The sequence below is a fragment of the Leucobacter manosquensis genome, from assembly GCF_018304845.1.
Taxonomy (GTDB): domain Bacteria; phylum Actinomycetota; class Actinomycetes; order Actinomycetales; family Microbacteriaceae; genus Leucobacter; species Leucobacter alluvii.
In genome coordinates, this window is sequence record NZ_JAFEVO010000001.1 from 1817613 (window position 1) to 1832468 (window position 14856).

Below are 14856 nucleotides of genomic sequence, written 5' to 3' on the forward strand. Positions count from 1 at the left end.
GCATATTACACAAGTTATATGCAGTCTAATTGCTGAATCAAAAGGTCGTCTCAGCTATCAGCGCCACGACTGCGCTCCTCCTCCGCCAGACCGACGATGCGCGCCACCATGCCGCTGAAGATCAATCCGTGGAAGGGCAGCATTGCGAGCCAGTACAGCCGGCCCGTGAGTCCGCGCGGGAAGAACACCGCGCGTTGCCGGTACACGGAACCGCGGCCCGTCGGCTCGACGGACAGTTCGAGCCACGCCAGCCCGGGAACCCGCATCTCTGCACGGAGTCGCAGCAGACGGCCGGGCTCGATCGACTCGACGCGCCACACATCGACGGCGTCGCCGACGACCAGCCGAGTGCGCGAGCGCCGCCCGCGCTGCAGCCCCACACCCCCGGTGATGCGGTCGTACCAGCCGCGCAGCGCCCAGAGCCGCGGTGACGAGTACCAGCCGGTCTCACCGCCGATCTGCGTGATCACCGACCACACCGCATCGGGGGACGCCGTCGACTCGCGCTCGCGCTGATCGGTGAAGACGGTGCGCCCCGCCCACTCGGGGTCGCTCGGCAAGGGCTCGCTCGGCGCAGCGACGCGAGCGTCGACCCAGCTCGTCTCGACCCCGTCGACTTCGATCCGGCCGAGCGCGAGCCGCACGGCTTCGCGATAGGGAGTCAGGCCGTGCTCCGGTTGCGGCAGGATCGCATCGACGTCGTGGTTCTGCATGACGCAGCGATGCTGCAACGACTCGACGAGCGGCCGGGCGATCGACGTCGGCACCGGCGTCACCAACCCCACCCAGTGCGAGGCGAGCCGGGGGGTCAGCACCGGCAGGGATGCGATTCCTCGCTGAGGCAGACCCGCCTCGACGGCATACCCGTTCATCATCTGCCCGTACCTGAGCACGTCTGGCCCACCGATGTCGAGCGCTCGATTGACGTCGTGCTCCACCCGTGCCGCGGCGAGCAGGTAGTGCAGCACATCCCGCACCGCGATCGGCTGGATGAAGTTGCGCACCCATTTCGGGGCCGGCATGTACGGGAGCACCTCCGTGAGATGGCGCACCATCTCGAACGATGCGGATCCCGATCCGATCACGACCCCGGCTTGCAGTTCGAGCGTCGGCACTCCCGAGGCGAGCAGAATCTCTCCCACCTCTGTGCGAGACGCGAGATGGGGAGAGAGCCGCACCCCCTCGGGGTGCAGGCCCCCGAGGTAGACGATGCGCGACACCCCGGCCTCGCGCGCCCGTGCGGCGACATTCTCGGCGATCTCGCGATCCTTCTCGGCGAACTCCGCCCCACTCGACATCGAGTGCACCAGGTACACGATGATGTCGACGTCGCGCACCGCCCTGGCCATCGCCTCGGCATCGCCCGCGTCGCCGACCTCGATCTCCGTCTCCTCCGACCACGGATAGGCGCGGATGCGCTCTTCCGAGCGAGAGAGCGTGCGCACGCGATATCCCGCATTCAGCAGACGCGGCATGAGCCGCCCGCCGAGATACCCGGTCGCTCCGAGCACGAGCACTCGCGGCATCTCCCCATCGGGGCGAGGGATCGCACGAAGCACTTCTTCCTGCCCGGTCGGGGCGCTGAGGCCCTCTTCGCCCCCTGAACGATCTGCGCTGCTCTTCATCCGCTCCCCCACATCATCGGCCGAGACGGCACCCGTCTCGCGCTCCACCCCATGATCCGCGACTTCCCGCACGACCGCGATGGTCTTGACATTGTCGAGGACGCGAAAGTGCCCTCCTGTGTCGATCGGCACGTTGCGCGCTCCCGCGAGTTCACTGCCTTCGGGAATGTGGGGGTCGAACCGGGCGTAGACCGAGACGATGCGCGCATTCACCTCAGGAGCCTCGGCGAGGAGCACGATGGTCGGGTCGACAGGGGAGAACGCACGCAGGGTGCGCCCGAGCAGGTATCGCGCGTACCGGGATCCGCCGAACGGAGCGGCGATGGCCACCATGGACCGCACCCGGTCGGCGTGCCGCCCGAACGCCATCACGTGCTTGCCGATGAGCCCGCCCTTGCTGTGCGCCAGGAGCACGACGTCGGCCAGCCCGGCCGCGGCGAGATACTCGTCCACGATTCGCGCCCCCTCGGCGACCGGAACGCGGTTGTTGCGCAACGGGTCGAGAACGTGCACGGGGTGCCCGTCGCGATGCAGCCGTCGGATCAGCGGCAGCATGAACCGCCAGGGTTCGTACACGCCGGGAATCACGACGACCGGCGATTCCGAGCCGTTCAGGAAATCGCGCGGACCCGAGCGATCCCAGAGCGCGCGAGCCTGCCGGCGCACCGCGTAGACATAATCCGCGGCCCACCAGGCCAGGCGCCGCACGGTGCTGAAGCGGCGCTCGGCCGGGGCGCTCGTCGACGCGCGAGGCGCTGGGACTGGCGGCGCGTTCGTGTTCGTCGTTTCCCCCCGAGATCGTCATCGCACCGCGGCCCGAGGTCACTTGGTCGCCGTGGCAGTACGTTCCTGCTCGCGTGCGACGGTATCGCGCTCAGGCCGGCGTGACAAGCGACATGCCTCCCACGTCGCGGCCCACACGGAGGCATGGCGCGACCTATCCTGTCGGCCGCGGTACGTGAGCGATAAGATTGCTGCGGGCGACTCGCGTCGCCCCCTCGCTGTGGCCCATCGCGTTCTGTGCGACTTCGTGTCGATGGCATTTTTGAAAGGTACGCAATGAACGTCAGTACGAGCAGCCTCGCGGGAGCGATCACGTGGGCGAGAATCGAAGACGATTTCTTCGTCGGGAGCAGGGACGGCGAGTTCCTCGGCTTCATCGATATCGAGGAATCCGGCATGTACGTGGTCTGCAACCAGTTCTCTCGTCCGGTCGGGCAGTACTCGGAGCTCGACAGCGCGATGGCCGCGCTGAGCGACGCATCGCTCGCCGCTCTCGAACAGACAGGAGTCGCCTGATATGCAGACCAACATCGCATCCACCGAGACGCGCACCGAGACGCTCAAGTCGCTCGTCTATTCGAGCGTCGCCGTCGCCCCCTTCAACGATGCCGAACTCGACGCCCTGCTGCTGCAGGCGCGTGCGCGCAACGAGGCACTGGGTGTGACTGGCATGCTCTCGTACCGCGGTGGCAGCTTCATCCAGTTCCTCGAAGGCTCCGAAGAGCACGTCGCGGAACTCATGGCCGATATCGAGGCCGACCCGCGCCACACGGACGTGCGCATTCTCATCGACGAGCGCATCGCGGAGCGGCAGTTCTCCAGTTGGACCATGGGGTATCAGCGCATGCGCACGACCGAGACACCCGTTCCCGCGGGGTTCCGCGATACGTTCACGGACCTCGAGCAGGGCGCAGATGACGTGATCACCGCTCGCGCGGCGAGCGAGCTCACATTCTGGTTCAAAGTTCGATCCGCTCGCTGACCAGTCGGAAAGCCGCTGTCGCAGGCGACCGGAAGCTCGCAGGCACTGGAATAGTCGTATTCTGTACTAAAACCTGACTTAAAATGGTCAGGGGACCAAGAATACGCGCGTGAAGGAAGTGTCGTGAAGAGCATCATCAGCAGCGAAGAGGAGCATCTGTACTCCACGGAGCCCATCACGGACTCCGCGCGCGCGCTCATCACCGCGATGCAGCAGTTGCGAGGCGCCCAGCAGCGCCAGGAGGCCCGGTCGCTCGATCAGTCGGGGTTGCACAGTCAGGACCTGCGCGCGCTGCGCTACATCGTGCAGGCCGACCGCAGCGGGCAGCCGATCAGCCCGAAGGATCTGATCACCATGCTCAAGACGTCGAGCGCGAATGTGACCAACGTCATCGACCGCCTCGTGAAGAAGTCGCTGGTCACGCGTGATCCGCACCCGACCGACCGGCGCGCGCGGTTCTTGAAGCCGACCGGGGTCGCGATCAATGAGGTCGATGCCGCGTTCGAAGAGCATCATGCCGCACTGATCGCCGCCGCGAACGGCATTCCGCAGAAGGACGTGGATACCACGATTCGCGTGCTCGGCGAACTCACCGCCGCACTGAACGACGTCGCGTGACCGCTGAGGCCGGGGGTGGCCGGCCCGAGCTACCGATCGAGGAGCCGCGGTCGCCGACCCGCCCGGCGGTCGAAGTGACTGCGCACTTCGAAGTGCGCCCGCACGGCATCAGCCATCTGCTCATCGAGCACCCAGGGCTGGTGGCTCGGATGATCGGGGTAGCGGAGGCGCAGAAACTTGCGCACGCGATGCCCGGGATGCACCCCTGGGGTGTGGCCGAGTTCATCGGCGAGTTCGCTCGGGCTCATCGGGTACTGCAACGCTGGTCTCCCCTCGGGCGCACGGCTCACTGAGGCTGTGCCGGTGCGCCATTGATCGGTCGCCGCGCACCCGTTCGAGGGGTCCGCGGATCAAAGTCGCCGTCACCGACTCCACCGGTAGCGTGCCAGGAGATCACAGTTCGGTCACGCGGCGCGCCGCGAAAGGTAAGAAGTTGACTTTAATTCTTTCTTAAACCAAATCCAATTTTCGCGAGGGGCCACGCTCTCCCGCGAGCGTCGAGCCGCCGCTGCATCCCGCGAACACGCGAGCGCAACGGCGGCTCAGATCACCTCGCTTAGGGCTGCAACCCTGCGATCGCCGGTTTGAAGCCGAGCCGCGGGTTCTCGCAGCACCCGGGGCGGCAGACGTCGAACCACGGACCGATCGACGTGGCGTTCGCACGCTCCTCGACCGGCCGCCCCTCGATGCGCTCCTGCACCAGATCGACGAGGGCTTCGACGAACGCGGCGTGCACCCCCGGAGTGGGCACGCGCGTCACCCAGAGCCCGCGCTCGGTCGCCGTCTCCGTCGCCTCCTCGTCGAGATCCCACATCACCTCCATGTGATCGCTGACGAACCCGAGCGGAACGATGACCACAGCCGTGCGGCCCTCGAGTGCAGTGATCGCGTCGTTGATGTCGGGCTCGAGCCACGGCTGCGACGGCGGGCCGGAACGGGACTGATACACCAACTGCCACGAGAACTCCGGGGCGGCCTGAGCGATGATCTCGGCGGCTGCGGCCAGGTGCTGCGCGGCGTACCCTCCGCCATCAGAGTCAGGGAAGAGACCGGCGCCGGACAGCTCGGCGTCAGCGGTCGGAATGCTGTGCGTCGCGAACATGATCTCGATCTGATCCCCGCGGTTCCCCGCGGCGAGCGCCTGCTCGACGCCGGCACGCACCCCCTCGACGAACGGCTGCAGAAAGCCCGGATGGGAGAAGAACTGCCGCACCTTGTCGATGCGGAGCGTCTCCTGCAGGCCAGCACTCTCGAGCGCATCCGCCCAGTCCTCCCGGTACTGACGGCACGACGAGTACGAGGAGTACGCGCTCGTCGGAATCGCCAGCATCGTGCGCACCCCGTCCGCGGCGGCTGCTGCGAGCGCCTCATCGAGATACGGCGCCCAGTTGCGGTTGCCCCAGTACACGGGCAGGTCGATGCCCGCGGCGCTCAGTGCCGAGCGCAGCTCCGAGAGCAACTCCCGGTTGTGATCATTGATCGGGCTCACGCCGCCGAAGTGCCGGTAGTGGTGCGCCACCTCTTCCAGACGCTCATCCGGGATTCCGCGCCCGCGTGTGACGTTGCGCAGGAACGGCAGCACGTCGTCCTGACCCTCCGGGCCGCCAAACCCCGAGAGCAGGATCGCGTCGTAGGCGAACGGCACTGTGGTGTGCTCTGGTCCGTCCTTCGTCGCAGAGGTCGCACTCGGCACGCGTGCGCCCGGGTCGAGATGCACCCGAGTCGCTGCGGGCGGCTTCGTCTCCCGGCGACCCGTAGGCCGGTAGCCCGTTTCCCCTGGAGCGCTCTCGGTCAACGATGCGTCACTACTGTCCATCACGGTTCCTCCCATCACACCTGCTCCAATCAGCATAGATCTGATCTATGAGCACTCTTGCCAGGCTTCTCAGCAGCAGGCACCGGCTCACGAGATGGACGCCTCTCAGCAAATGAGAAAGAAACTGTGTTACAAAGGAAGTGTTGGATCGCGGTGGTGTCACCGCAAGCGGGCTCCGGCCCGAACCAACCGACGAAAGGGGATCATCATGGGACTCGACGACAAGATCAAGAACGCAGCTGAAGATCTCGGCGGCAAGGCGAAGGAAGCCGCTGGCAAGGCGACGGGCAACGAGAAGCTCGAAGCTGAAGGGCGCGCCGATCAGGCGAAGGCCGATATGAAGCAGGCCGCCGAAAAGGCGAAGGACGCCTTCAAGAAGTGATTCTCGGGAGTACGCAGGTGGGGCGCGGAACGTGAGTTCCGCGCCCCACCCCTGTGCGTGAGGCCCTCCTTCGAGCGGCGGCCTGCACCACGCTATTCGGGCACTGATTCGAGATGCACGACCTTCACCGTCGACATCTCGTCCAGCAATTCCGGCCCGTACCCGAACCCGGCGCCGCTGCGGCCGCGAGGCTGAGCGGCCCCTCCGGGAGCGCCACCGAAGACGTTGTTGATCTTCACGGTACCCACCGCCAAGCGATCGATCGCGGCGTTGGCGTGCCCCAGACTCGACGTCAGCACCGACGCCGAGAGACCGTACTCGTCTGCTGCGGCACGCTCGAGCGCCTCCGCGAAATCATCGACGACCATGACCGGAGCGACGGGTCCGAACGTCTCCTCCCGCATCACGGCCATGTCGGGTGTGCACGCTTCGAGCACCGTGGCGGGATACCGACTCCCCGGCCCCTCCGGCACCACACCGCCGACGCGCGCTCGCGCCCCGCGATCCATCGCCGAGCGCACCTGCTCATGCACCTCGTCCCGCATCCGATCGTCGACGAGCGGAGGAACACGCTCTTCGGCGTCCCATCGCTGCGCCTCGGCGGCGAGCGCATCGATGAAGTCGGCCGCGATGTCGCGATGGACGAAGATGCGTTCGACAGAGGTGCAGATCTGGCCGGCGTTCGTGAACGCCCCAATCGCCGCCTGCTCGGCAGCCCACTGCACGGGAACGCCGGAATCGACGATCAAGGCGTCGTTTCCGCCGTTCTCGCGCACCAGGTGGGCTCCGGTGAGCGCGACGCTCCGCGCGATCCGCTCACCGGCATGCGTGGATCCCACGTGGGCGACGAGGTCCACCTCTGCAGAGCCGACGAGCACCTCGCCCTCTCGGGCGCCGCCGGTGACGGTCGAGAGCACGCCGTGCGGGAAGTGCTCGGCGAGAATCTCACCCAGCAGCACTCCCAGGTGCGGGCAGCGCTCGCTCGGCTTGTGGACGACGGTGTTCCCCATCGCGAGCGCGGCTCCGAGCAGACCGGCGCTCACCGCGACCGGGTCGTTCCACGGCGTCACGATCGCGGCGACCCCGCGGGGCTCTGGGCGCATCACGTCGAGCGACGTGCCAGAGCCCAAGAGGCTCTTCCCCCGGTGCACGGGTGCCAGTTCGGAGTACTGCAGCAGGGTGTCCACAGCTGCCCGCACTCCGCCGAGCGCGCCTTCGAGATCCTTCCCCGTCTCTCGGCGGTGGAGCTCGGCGACCTCCGCTTCACGTTCTGCCAGCGCGCGACCGGCTGCGCGAAGCGCCTGTCCTCGCTCGCCCGCCGAGGTTCCCCGCCATCCGGGAAACGCCTCCCGCGCACGCTGAATGGTCTCGCGGATCTCGGCCTCCCCGGTCTTAGCGATGCTGCCGACGCTCGTGCCGTCCGCCGGATTCGTGATGTGCAGTTCGCTCTCGGCGGCTGCGTTCGTGTCGCTCTGATGCACGCGCATCCCTTCTGTACTTGGATCAGTGGTTGGTGGGGAGTTCTCGGTGGTCGGGCTGTGCGCCGTTGCCAGCGCGGGCCTCACTGCTCAGCGGCTGCGGCAATGTGCTCGTACGCTTCGAGGAGACGAAGCGCCTCGGTGCCGCGAGCGCCTTCGGCATCGAGGCCGGCCCGAACCGACGACAGCTTCTCCTCCGCCCCCGGGAACGGCGGCAGGAGCGGAACGTGCTGGGACACTGCCGCTTCGATGACGACCGGGCGCTGCGCCTGGAACGCCTCGTCCAGCGCAGATCCGAGCTGCTCGGGGGCTTCCACCCGGATCCCCTCCAGGCCGAGCAGCTTCGCGTACTCGGCGTAGGCGAACTCGGGCAGCTCCTGGGACGGAACGAAGCGCGGCTGCGCCCCCATCTCGCGTTGCTCCCAGCTCACCTCTGCGAGATCTCGGTTGTTGAGCACCAGCACGATGAACTGCGGGTTCTTCCAGCTCTGCCATCGCTGCGCGACGGTGATCAGCTCAGTGTTTCCGAGCATCTGCATCGCACCGTCGCCGGCCAGTACGGCGACAGGCCGACTGGAATCGGCTTCCTTCGCAGCGACGCCGTACGGTACGCCGCAGCCCATGCTGGCCAGCGTGCTCGACAGGTGCGCCGGCACCCCGCCTGAGAGCGGGATCTGCCGCGCGTAGTGGTAGACGCAGCTGCCGACGTCGCAGGCCAGGCGCACCGGCGGCGCGAGGCGCGACCCGAACTCCCGCACCGCGAGCTCCGGGTTGATGGGAGGAGCCGGCACCTCGGAGCGCAGTCGCGCCGTCTCGCGCCACTGCGTCACGCTGCCTTCGACCTCGTCGCGCCACGGCGTCCGGTCGCGCGGCTTCACTCGAGCAAGCAGCACCTCGAGGGTTTCGCCGGCATCGCCGACGAGACCCACTTCGACCGGGTATCGGTTGCCGAGCACGGCTGCGTCGACGTCGATCTGCACCGCCCGAGCGCTGCCGGGGGCGGGGTAGAACTCCGTCCACGGGTCATTCGAGCCCACGATCACCAGGGTGTCGCAGTGCTGCAGTGCGAAGGCCGACGCGTCGGAGCCGAGGTGCCCCATCGTTCCGGCCACGAGCGGGTGCGACTCGTCGACGTACGGCTTCCCGAGCAGACTCGTGGTGACGGCCGCTCCGAGGTGATCTGCGAGGCGGAGCAGCTCCGACTGCGCATTCGCGACTCCCCGCCCGGCGAGGATCGTGATGCGCTCCCCCGCTTCGAGCACGTTCACGGCGGCATCCAGATCCGCCGCGAGCGGGCGCGGCGTTCCTCGCGTGGAGAGCGGCGCGGTCACCAGGTGACCGTGCTCCTGCCCGAGGTCGGGGGCGGGGGCCTCCTGCACGTCGTGGGGAAGGATCACCACGGTCGGCTGCGATCGGGCGCGCGCCGACCGGAAAGCGCGGTCGATGGCGAGGTAGATCTGCTCGGGAGAGCTCACGAGCTGCACGAACGGCGCGGCGACGTCGTGGAAGAGGGTCTGGAGGTCCACCTCCTGCTGGTAATCCGATCCGAGTACGCTGCGGTGCTGCTGCGCGACCAGGGCAACGACGGGAACGCTGTCGAGCTTCGCGTCGTAGAGCCCGTTGAGCAGGTGGATCGCTCCGGGGCCCTGCGTCGACGTGACCACTCCGACTCCGCCGGAGTATTTGGCGTCGCCGACGGCCATGAATGCCGCGCTCTCCTCGTGCCGGGCTTGGATGAACCGCGGCGCACGGTCACTCCGATCGAGCGCTCCGAGGAGCGGGTTGTTCCCGTCGCCCGAGTAGCCGTACAGTCGCTCGACTCCCCAGGCCGACAAACGCTCGACGATCGCGTCTGCGACGGTGGCGCGTTCTTCCTCTGACTGTCCCATTACCGTTCCCTCCGTATTCGACGTGCTCGTCCCACCGCGGCGCGGCCCTACCAGCGCAGCAGCGCGAACGGCGGGCGCGGCTCGCGGGCCTCCCGGGCCGCATCATCGGCCTCGGGTTCGTCTTCGATGATCCGAATCTGGGCATCGGTGAGCACCGCGGCCCGCGCGAGCGCTTCGGCGACGGGCACTCGCGCGATCTCGTGCGCCGCCGCGAACGGACCGCTCTCGGAGGCGACCCACGGCTCCGCATCCAAGACGCAGAGCGTCGCGGCCGAATCCTCGGTCGGACCCGGGATCAGACGCGCGTCGAGGAAGAGCTGCGCGACCTGAGCCTGCTGCAGCGCGGCGACGACCGCTTCCACGCCTTCCGCTCGGAGGCGCCCGCCTTCGGCGTGGGATACGTCGATGGCTCCCGCCGTCTCCTCCGCGATGACGCGATCGAGCGCGGTCTCGATCGCGTCCGTCAACGCCGCATCATCCGCGCCGTCTGCTCGGGTGTTCGCGTCGACTTCGACGACGAGCGCCGAACTGTCGGGTGACAGCTGATCGCGCAGCAACTGACGCGCCCGCACGTCGCCGGAGAGCGCGATGAATGCCGGCGATGCCTGCCGCGTCAATCGCTCGACGACCTCCGCCACTTCTGACTGGGTGTGCTTCCAGATCTCCTCCGAGTGGCGTTGCCAACGCGGCTGAGACCATCCGCCTGCCTGCACCTTCGGAAGGGAATCGGTGCGCCCCTCAACGCTCTCAGCCGCTTCGACGCCGCGCTGCCCGGCGGTCTCGAGGCGCACATCAGCTCCGTCGCGAGCGGTCTCCACGATGAGATAGCGAAGCATCGTGCCTCGGTGCCGGATGAGCGGTACGAGCTGGGGAAGGCTCCCGTACGCGAAGACTTCCGGGCCGCGGCGGGGGCCCGCGATCGCTTCGCGGATCACGATGCTCCCGTCGCGCACGAGGAGAAACAGCGTTGTCGGGTCGGGCGCTCCGGTGCGATCGCGAAGCACTTCGCGGATCGCCTCCACATCTGCGTCGGGCGCGCCGGCGGTCGCCACTCCGCGCAGCGTCCGCTCCTCGCGGGCCTCTGCTACGACCTGGGGCTCATCGCTGGTTCCGTCGGTGTACACCGTCGTCCACGGCCCAGGCGCCTGCGCTGCGTCCCGAAGTTCTCTTCCTGCGGTCATCACATCTCCTCTCGGTGATCGAAAGGCCTCGGCATCGAAGCTCCACTTCTAACCTGGGGCGTCGGGGGCGTCTTCGCGACGGCCTTGAAGCAATGCCGGAGTCCCCCTAAACTCCCCCATCACCGGCTCATGAGGCCGCCGCACGAGGCGGCAGCCAGACTCCGCTGATGCAGCCGGCCAGGATCGGCGCCGGCAGGCGCAGCGATCCGCACCGAGAGAAAGGGAATCCGATGGAAGACCAGAATCCAGAAGTGATCCGCGACAGCGCGGACAAGGCCGAAGAGGACGTCGAGACCACTCAGGAGAGCGACACTCCCCAGCAGGCGGAATCCGAGCACGCCGAGGAAGACGGGGGGCAGCAGGTGCTCCCGGAGACCGACCTCGGATAGCCGGACCGAAGCGCAGCCCCGCCCAGGGGATCTCACTGCTCAGTGAATGCGCGGCTCGCCGGTCGCGGTGATCGTCCTCTGGGCGACGCGGGTGCGTCTCCCGGCGCGGAGTGATCCGGCGTCGGGAGGCGCACGTCGCGACCCGGTTCGAGGTGCGCCTCGTCACCGAAATGCCGGATGCGGAGCGGTGGCCCCTCGCGCAGGCGATACGTCGTCGCGTCCGGGGTGATATCCAGTTCGATCACGGAGCCGTGGAGGCGCACCGCGAAGCTGAGACGGCTGAGGCGCGCAGGCAGCCGCGGGCTCAAGCTCGGCGCTGCAGCGCTGTCGCGGAGGCCCCCGAATCCGCACACGAGCGCCGTCCACACGCCTGCGAGCGCCGCGACGTGGAGGCCCTGGTCCGTGTTCTCGTGGAGGTCGTCGAGGTCGAGGGTCGCGACCTCCGCGAGATAGTCGTACGCGAGGTCGAGGTGACCGAGTTCTGCGGCTACCACGGCTTGGGCGGCAGCGGAGAGCGAGGAGTCGCGCACGGTGAGCGCTTCGTAGTAGGCGAAGGCGCGATCCTTCTCCTCGTGCGAGAAGTGCTCGTGCGCGAAGAACAGCGCGAGTACGAGGTCCGCCTGCTTCACCACCTGCTTGCGGTAGAGATCGAAATACGGGAAGTGATCGTGCAGCGAGTACTGCTCGGGATGCGTCGACTCGAAGTCCCAGCGCTCGAGATCCGTGTACCCGGCCGATTGCGGATGCACCTCGCGCTGGGCATCGAACGGGATGTGCATCGCATCCGCCGCAGCGTCCCATGCGGCGACCTCGTCGTCCGCGATGCCGAGGCGGCGTGCGACGTCGGGATGCGCCCGTGCCGCCAACCCGGCTCCCCGCAGATTCAGTTGAGCCATCAGGTTCGTGTAGACGTTGTCGTTCGTGACGGCTGAATACTCGTCCGGGCCGGTCACGCCGTCGATGTGGAAGGCGCCCTGGCCATCGGTGCGGCCGAGCGAGAGCCAGAGCCGTGCGGTCTCCGTGAGCATCTCCACGCCGCACTCGCGTTCGAAGTCGATGTCGCCCGTGGCGCGCACATACTGCACGACGGCGGCCGCGATATCGGCATTGATGTGGAACGCCGCGGTGCTGGCCGGCCAGTACCCCGAGCTCTCATGCCCATCGATCGTGCGCCAGGCGAACGACGCCCCCCGCAGATGCAGCAGCTTGGCGCGCTCGCGTGCGTGATCGAGCGTTGCATACCGCCAGCGGAGCGCCTGCTCGGCAGCGCCGGGCATGGTGGAGATGAGCACCGGAAGCACGAACGCTTCGAAGTCCCAGAACGTGTGTCCCTCGTACCCCGACCCGGTCAGCCCTTTGCCCGGGATCGACCGCAGCTCCAACCGCGCCGAAGCCTGGTATATCTGGAACAGAGCGAAGCGCACCGCCTGCTGCAGCCGCGGCTCGCCTTCGACGCGAACATCGGCACCCCTCCAGAACTCGTCGAGGCGCTGCCGCTGGCTCTCCAGCAGGCCGTCCCAGCCCAGGCGCATGGCGCCCGCGACGGCTGCAGCAACCTGTTCCTGCAGTGTGGCGTCGGATGCTCTCGCGGACCATTCGTGGCCGACGAATTTGACGAACTCCAGCGTCTCTCCCGCACCCAATGAGGCTCGGATCGTCGTCCGCGCGACATCGCCCTCGGCGTGAGAGTGCAGGGTCGCGCCGACACCCGCGGCCGTCCGTCCGCCGCAGAGCACGTGATCCATGGAGGTCGCGACCGTCAATCCGCTCTCCCTGGTGCGGTGCACGACGGTGGCACAGGTACCGGCGACCGCACTCGCGCGGCCGATGAGCGGCTGGGCGAGCAGATCCTTCACACGAGGATCGCCATGATCGGTCGGGAGCGGCTCGTTGGCCAGCACTTCGGATTCCACCGTGATCTCGACGGGCGATTTCAACGCCCGAACGGAGTACCGCACCGCCGCGATGGATCGATGTTCGAACGAGACCATTCGCGTGGAGCGGATCTCGACAGCTTCGCCCGCCGGCGTCATCCAGGTCAGACTCCTGCTCAGCGTCCCCTCCCGGAAATCGAGGCGTCGCACGTGGTCGTCGACCGTTCCGTGTCGCACGGTGAACGGCTCCCCATTCACCGTGAGCCGGATGATCTGCCCGTTCGGCACGTTGATGACGCTTTGGCCGGTCTCCGGGTACCCGTAACCGTCTTCTGCATACGGCATCGGATGCTCTTCGAAGACGCCGTTGAGGTAGCTGCCAGCGACACCGCGAGGGTCGCCCTCGTCGAGATTCCCGCGCCACCCGACGTGACCGTTGGACAATCCGAAGATCGTCTCCTCGTGCGCGAGGTACCCCGCATCGATCCCGCCGGTGCTGAGGCCCCACGGGTCCACGTCGAACTTCGGTGCCGTCACAGGATCCTCCTCAATTCGGGCAGCAACTCGGTCTCGCATCGCCTCAGGAACGTCAGCTGATCGCGCCCCACGTGATGCAGGTACACGTGATCGAAACCGGCGGCGAGCTGCGCGATGCGATCGGCCATATCGATCGCCGAATCAGAGATCACCACTGCGTCTTCGAGCGCCCCGTCCGACAATCGGGCGACGGCCTCGTAGTCCTCGGGATCCTCCAGATCCCACATGAGCTCGCTCGAGACGGTGCTGTGCGCCCACTGCTCCTCGGCATCGCGCATCGCCTCCTCCGCGGTCTCGCCCAGACTGACATGCACCTGCAGCCGGGCACTCCCCTCAGCGTTCCCTGCTCGAAATCGTTCGAGGATGCCCTGCGTCTCCGCTGGCGTCGACGCGACCGTGATCAACCCGTCCGCCCAACCTGCCGCCCATTGCGCTGTTTCGGCGCTCGCCGCAGCGCCGAGCAGCGGCACACGTTCCTCCGGTCGACTCCACACCCTGGCGTTGTGCACGTGGGTGAGGTCGCCGCGAACACTCACCCGTTCTCCGTCGAGCAGTCGTCGGATCACGTCGTGGCACTCCCGCAACCGGTCTTGGCGCGCAGACTTCACGGGCCATTCTTCGCCGGTGACATGCTCATTGAGCGCCTCGCCGCTGCCCAGCGCTGCCCAGAAGCGGCCCGGGAACATCTCGGCGAGGGTTGCGATCGCCTGGGCGACGATCACCGGATGGTACCGCTGCCCGGGCGCGTTCACGACGCCGAAGGTCAGGTCGGTCGTCGCCATCGCCGCTCCCAACCAGCTCCACGCGAACCCTGATTCGCCCTGCTGTCGTGTCCAAGGCGCGAGATGATCCGAGCACATCGCCGCTTCGAATCCGGCGTGCTCGGAGAGGCGAACCGTCTCCAGCAGCTCTCTCGGAGAGTGCTGCTCGTGCGACGCGTGGTAGCCGATCACTGCCATCTGTCAGACCCCTTTCCGGCCGGGCACGGGCTCGGCCGCTCGCGCCCGTGCGCACGACTGCGCACTGTTGAGACACGAGGCTACTGAGGCCTGCCCGGGTGCATCAACGGCTTGCGCTCGGCCCACCCGATTCCCTATGCAGCGGTTCCGGATATTGCCACTGCTGCCGCGACCCCGTCAATCCCCCTGCACCCGGCTCGTCGGTGCGTCATGCTCAGCTCAGAGAAGCGGGGGGCGAAAAGAGAAGGCGAGGACGCTGTGCGGCAGCATGAACGCAACAACAGAATCTCCCAGGCGGTTCCGTTCTGGGCGTGGATGACGATCGTGGTCGTCGGCCTCGTCG

13 protein-coding genes are annotated in these 14856 nt (G+C 67.5%); 5 read left to right on the top strand and 8 right to left on the bottom strand.

Annotation, left to right across the window (positions count from 1 at the left end; genetic code table 11):
• Positions 1-50 precede the first annotated feature (50 nt).
• On the bottom strand, positions 51-1625 hold the full coding sequence (locus JSQ98_RS08405; protein ID WP_211650471.1) for an SDR family oxidoreductase: 1575 nt from the start codon (positions 1623-1625) through the stop codon (positions 51-53).
• Positions 1626-2684: 1059 nt separating this feature from the next.
• Here JSQ98_RS08405 and JSQ98_RS08410 point away from each other — a divergent pair.
• The 3 genes from JSQ98_RS08410 to JSQ98_RS08420 all read left to right on the top strand — a co-directional run bounded on the left by JSQ98_RS08410 (position 2685) and on the right by JSQ98_RS08420 (position 4008).
• Positions 2685-2924, top strand: a complete 240-nt coding sequence (locus JSQ98_RS08410) for a hypothetical protein (RefSeq protein WP_090152312.1) — start codon at positions 2685-2687, stop codon at positions 2922-2924.
• 1 nt (position 2925) lies between these two features.
• Entirely contained in the window at positions 2926-3390 is a 465-nt protein-coding gene (locus JSQ98_RS08415; RefSeq protein ID WP_211649209.1) for a BLUF domain-containing protein, read from the top strand.
• A 123-nt stretch (positions 3391-3513) separates the two neighbouring features.
• A complete protein-coding gene (locus JSQ98_RS08420) occupies positions 3514-4008 on the top strand; it encodes a MarR family transcriptional regulator (protein WP_090152316.1) in 495 nt (164 codons plus the stop codon).
• Between the two features lie 29 nt (positions 4009-4037).
• Here the strand turns inward: JSQ98_RS08420 and JSQ98_RS08425 are convergent, their stop codons facing one another.
• Both JSQ98_RS08425 and JSQ98_RS08430 read right to left on the bottom strand, forming a co-directional pair.
• A complete protein-coding gene (locus JSQ98_RS08425; RefSeq protein ID WP_090152320.1) occupies positions 4038-4256 on the bottom strand; it encodes a hypothetical protein in 219 nt (72 codons plus the stop codon).
• A gap of 308 nt (positions 4257-4564) precedes the next feature.
• Complete coding sequence (locus tag JSQ98_RS08430) at positions 4565-5824, bottom strand: ferrochelatase (protein WP_249290784.1); 1260 nt, start codon at positions 5822-5824, stop codon at positions 4565-4567.
• A gap of 208 nt (positions 5825-6032) precedes the next feature.
• On the opposite strand from JSQ98_RS08430, the gene JSQ98_RS08435 reads away from it, so the two are divergent.
• Positions 6033-6206 (top strand): CsbD family protein, encoded by a 174-nt coding sequence (locus tag JSQ98_RS08435; protein ID WP_211649211.1) that lies wholly within the window; start codon positions 6033-6035, stop codon positions 6204-6206.
• A gap of 92 nt (positions 6207-6298) precedes the next feature.
• On the opposite strand, the gene JSQ98_RS08440 is transcribed toward JSQ98_RS08435, so the two are convergent.
• The 3 genes from JSQ98_RS08440 to JSQ98_RS08450 form a co-directional block, all read right to left on the bottom strand.
• Positions 6299-7693: an aldehyde dehydrogenase family protein gene (locus tag JSQ98_RS08440; protein ID WP_211649213.1), complete on the bottom strand. Its 1395-nt coding sequence runs from the start codon at positions 7691-7693 to the stop codon at positions 6299-6301.
• Between the two features lie 74 nt (positions 7694-7767).
• Positions 7768-9573: a thiamine pyrophosphate-requiring protein gene (locus JSQ98_RS08445; RefSeq protein ID WP_211649214.1), complete on the bottom strand. Its 1806-nt coding sequence runs from the start codon at positions 9571-9573 to the stop codon at positions 7768-7770.
• Between the two features lie 47 nt (positions 9574-9620).
• Entirely contained in the window at positions 9621-10754 is a 1134-nt protein-coding gene (locus JSQ98_RS08450; protein ID WP_211649215.1) for a baeRF2 domain-containing protein, read from the bottom strand.
• A 230-nt stretch (positions 10755-10984) separates the two neighbouring features.
• Between JSQ98_RS08450 and JSQ98_RS08455 the strand changes: the two genes are divergently transcribed.
• Positions 10985-11143 carry a hypothetical protein gene (locus tag JSQ98_RS08455; protein WP_211649216.1) on the top strand — a complete coding sequence of 53 codons (159 nt, stop codon included), beginning with the start codon at positions 10985-10987 and terminating at the stop codon, positions 11141-11143.
• 32 nt (positions 11144-11175) lie between these two features.
• On the opposite strand, the gene JSQ98_RS08460 is transcribed toward JSQ98_RS08455, so the two are convergent.
• Together JSQ98_RS08460 and JSQ98_RS08465 are read right to left on the bottom strand one after the other, a co-directional pair.
• Positions 11176-13554: a glycoside hydrolase family 65 protein gene (locus JSQ98_RS08460; protein ID WP_346728755.1), complete on the bottom strand. Its 2379-nt coding sequence runs from the start codon at positions 13552-13554 to the stop codon at positions 11176-11178.
• Entirely contained in the window at positions 13551-14513 is a 963-nt protein-coding gene (locus JSQ98_RS08465; protein ID WP_211649218.1) for a TIGR03885 family FMN-dependent LLM class oxidoreductase, read from the bottom strand. Before JSQ98_RS08465 ends, JSQ98_RS08460 begins: the two co-directional genes overlap by 4 nt.
• Between the last annotated feature and the right edge of the window lie 343 nt (positions 14514-14856).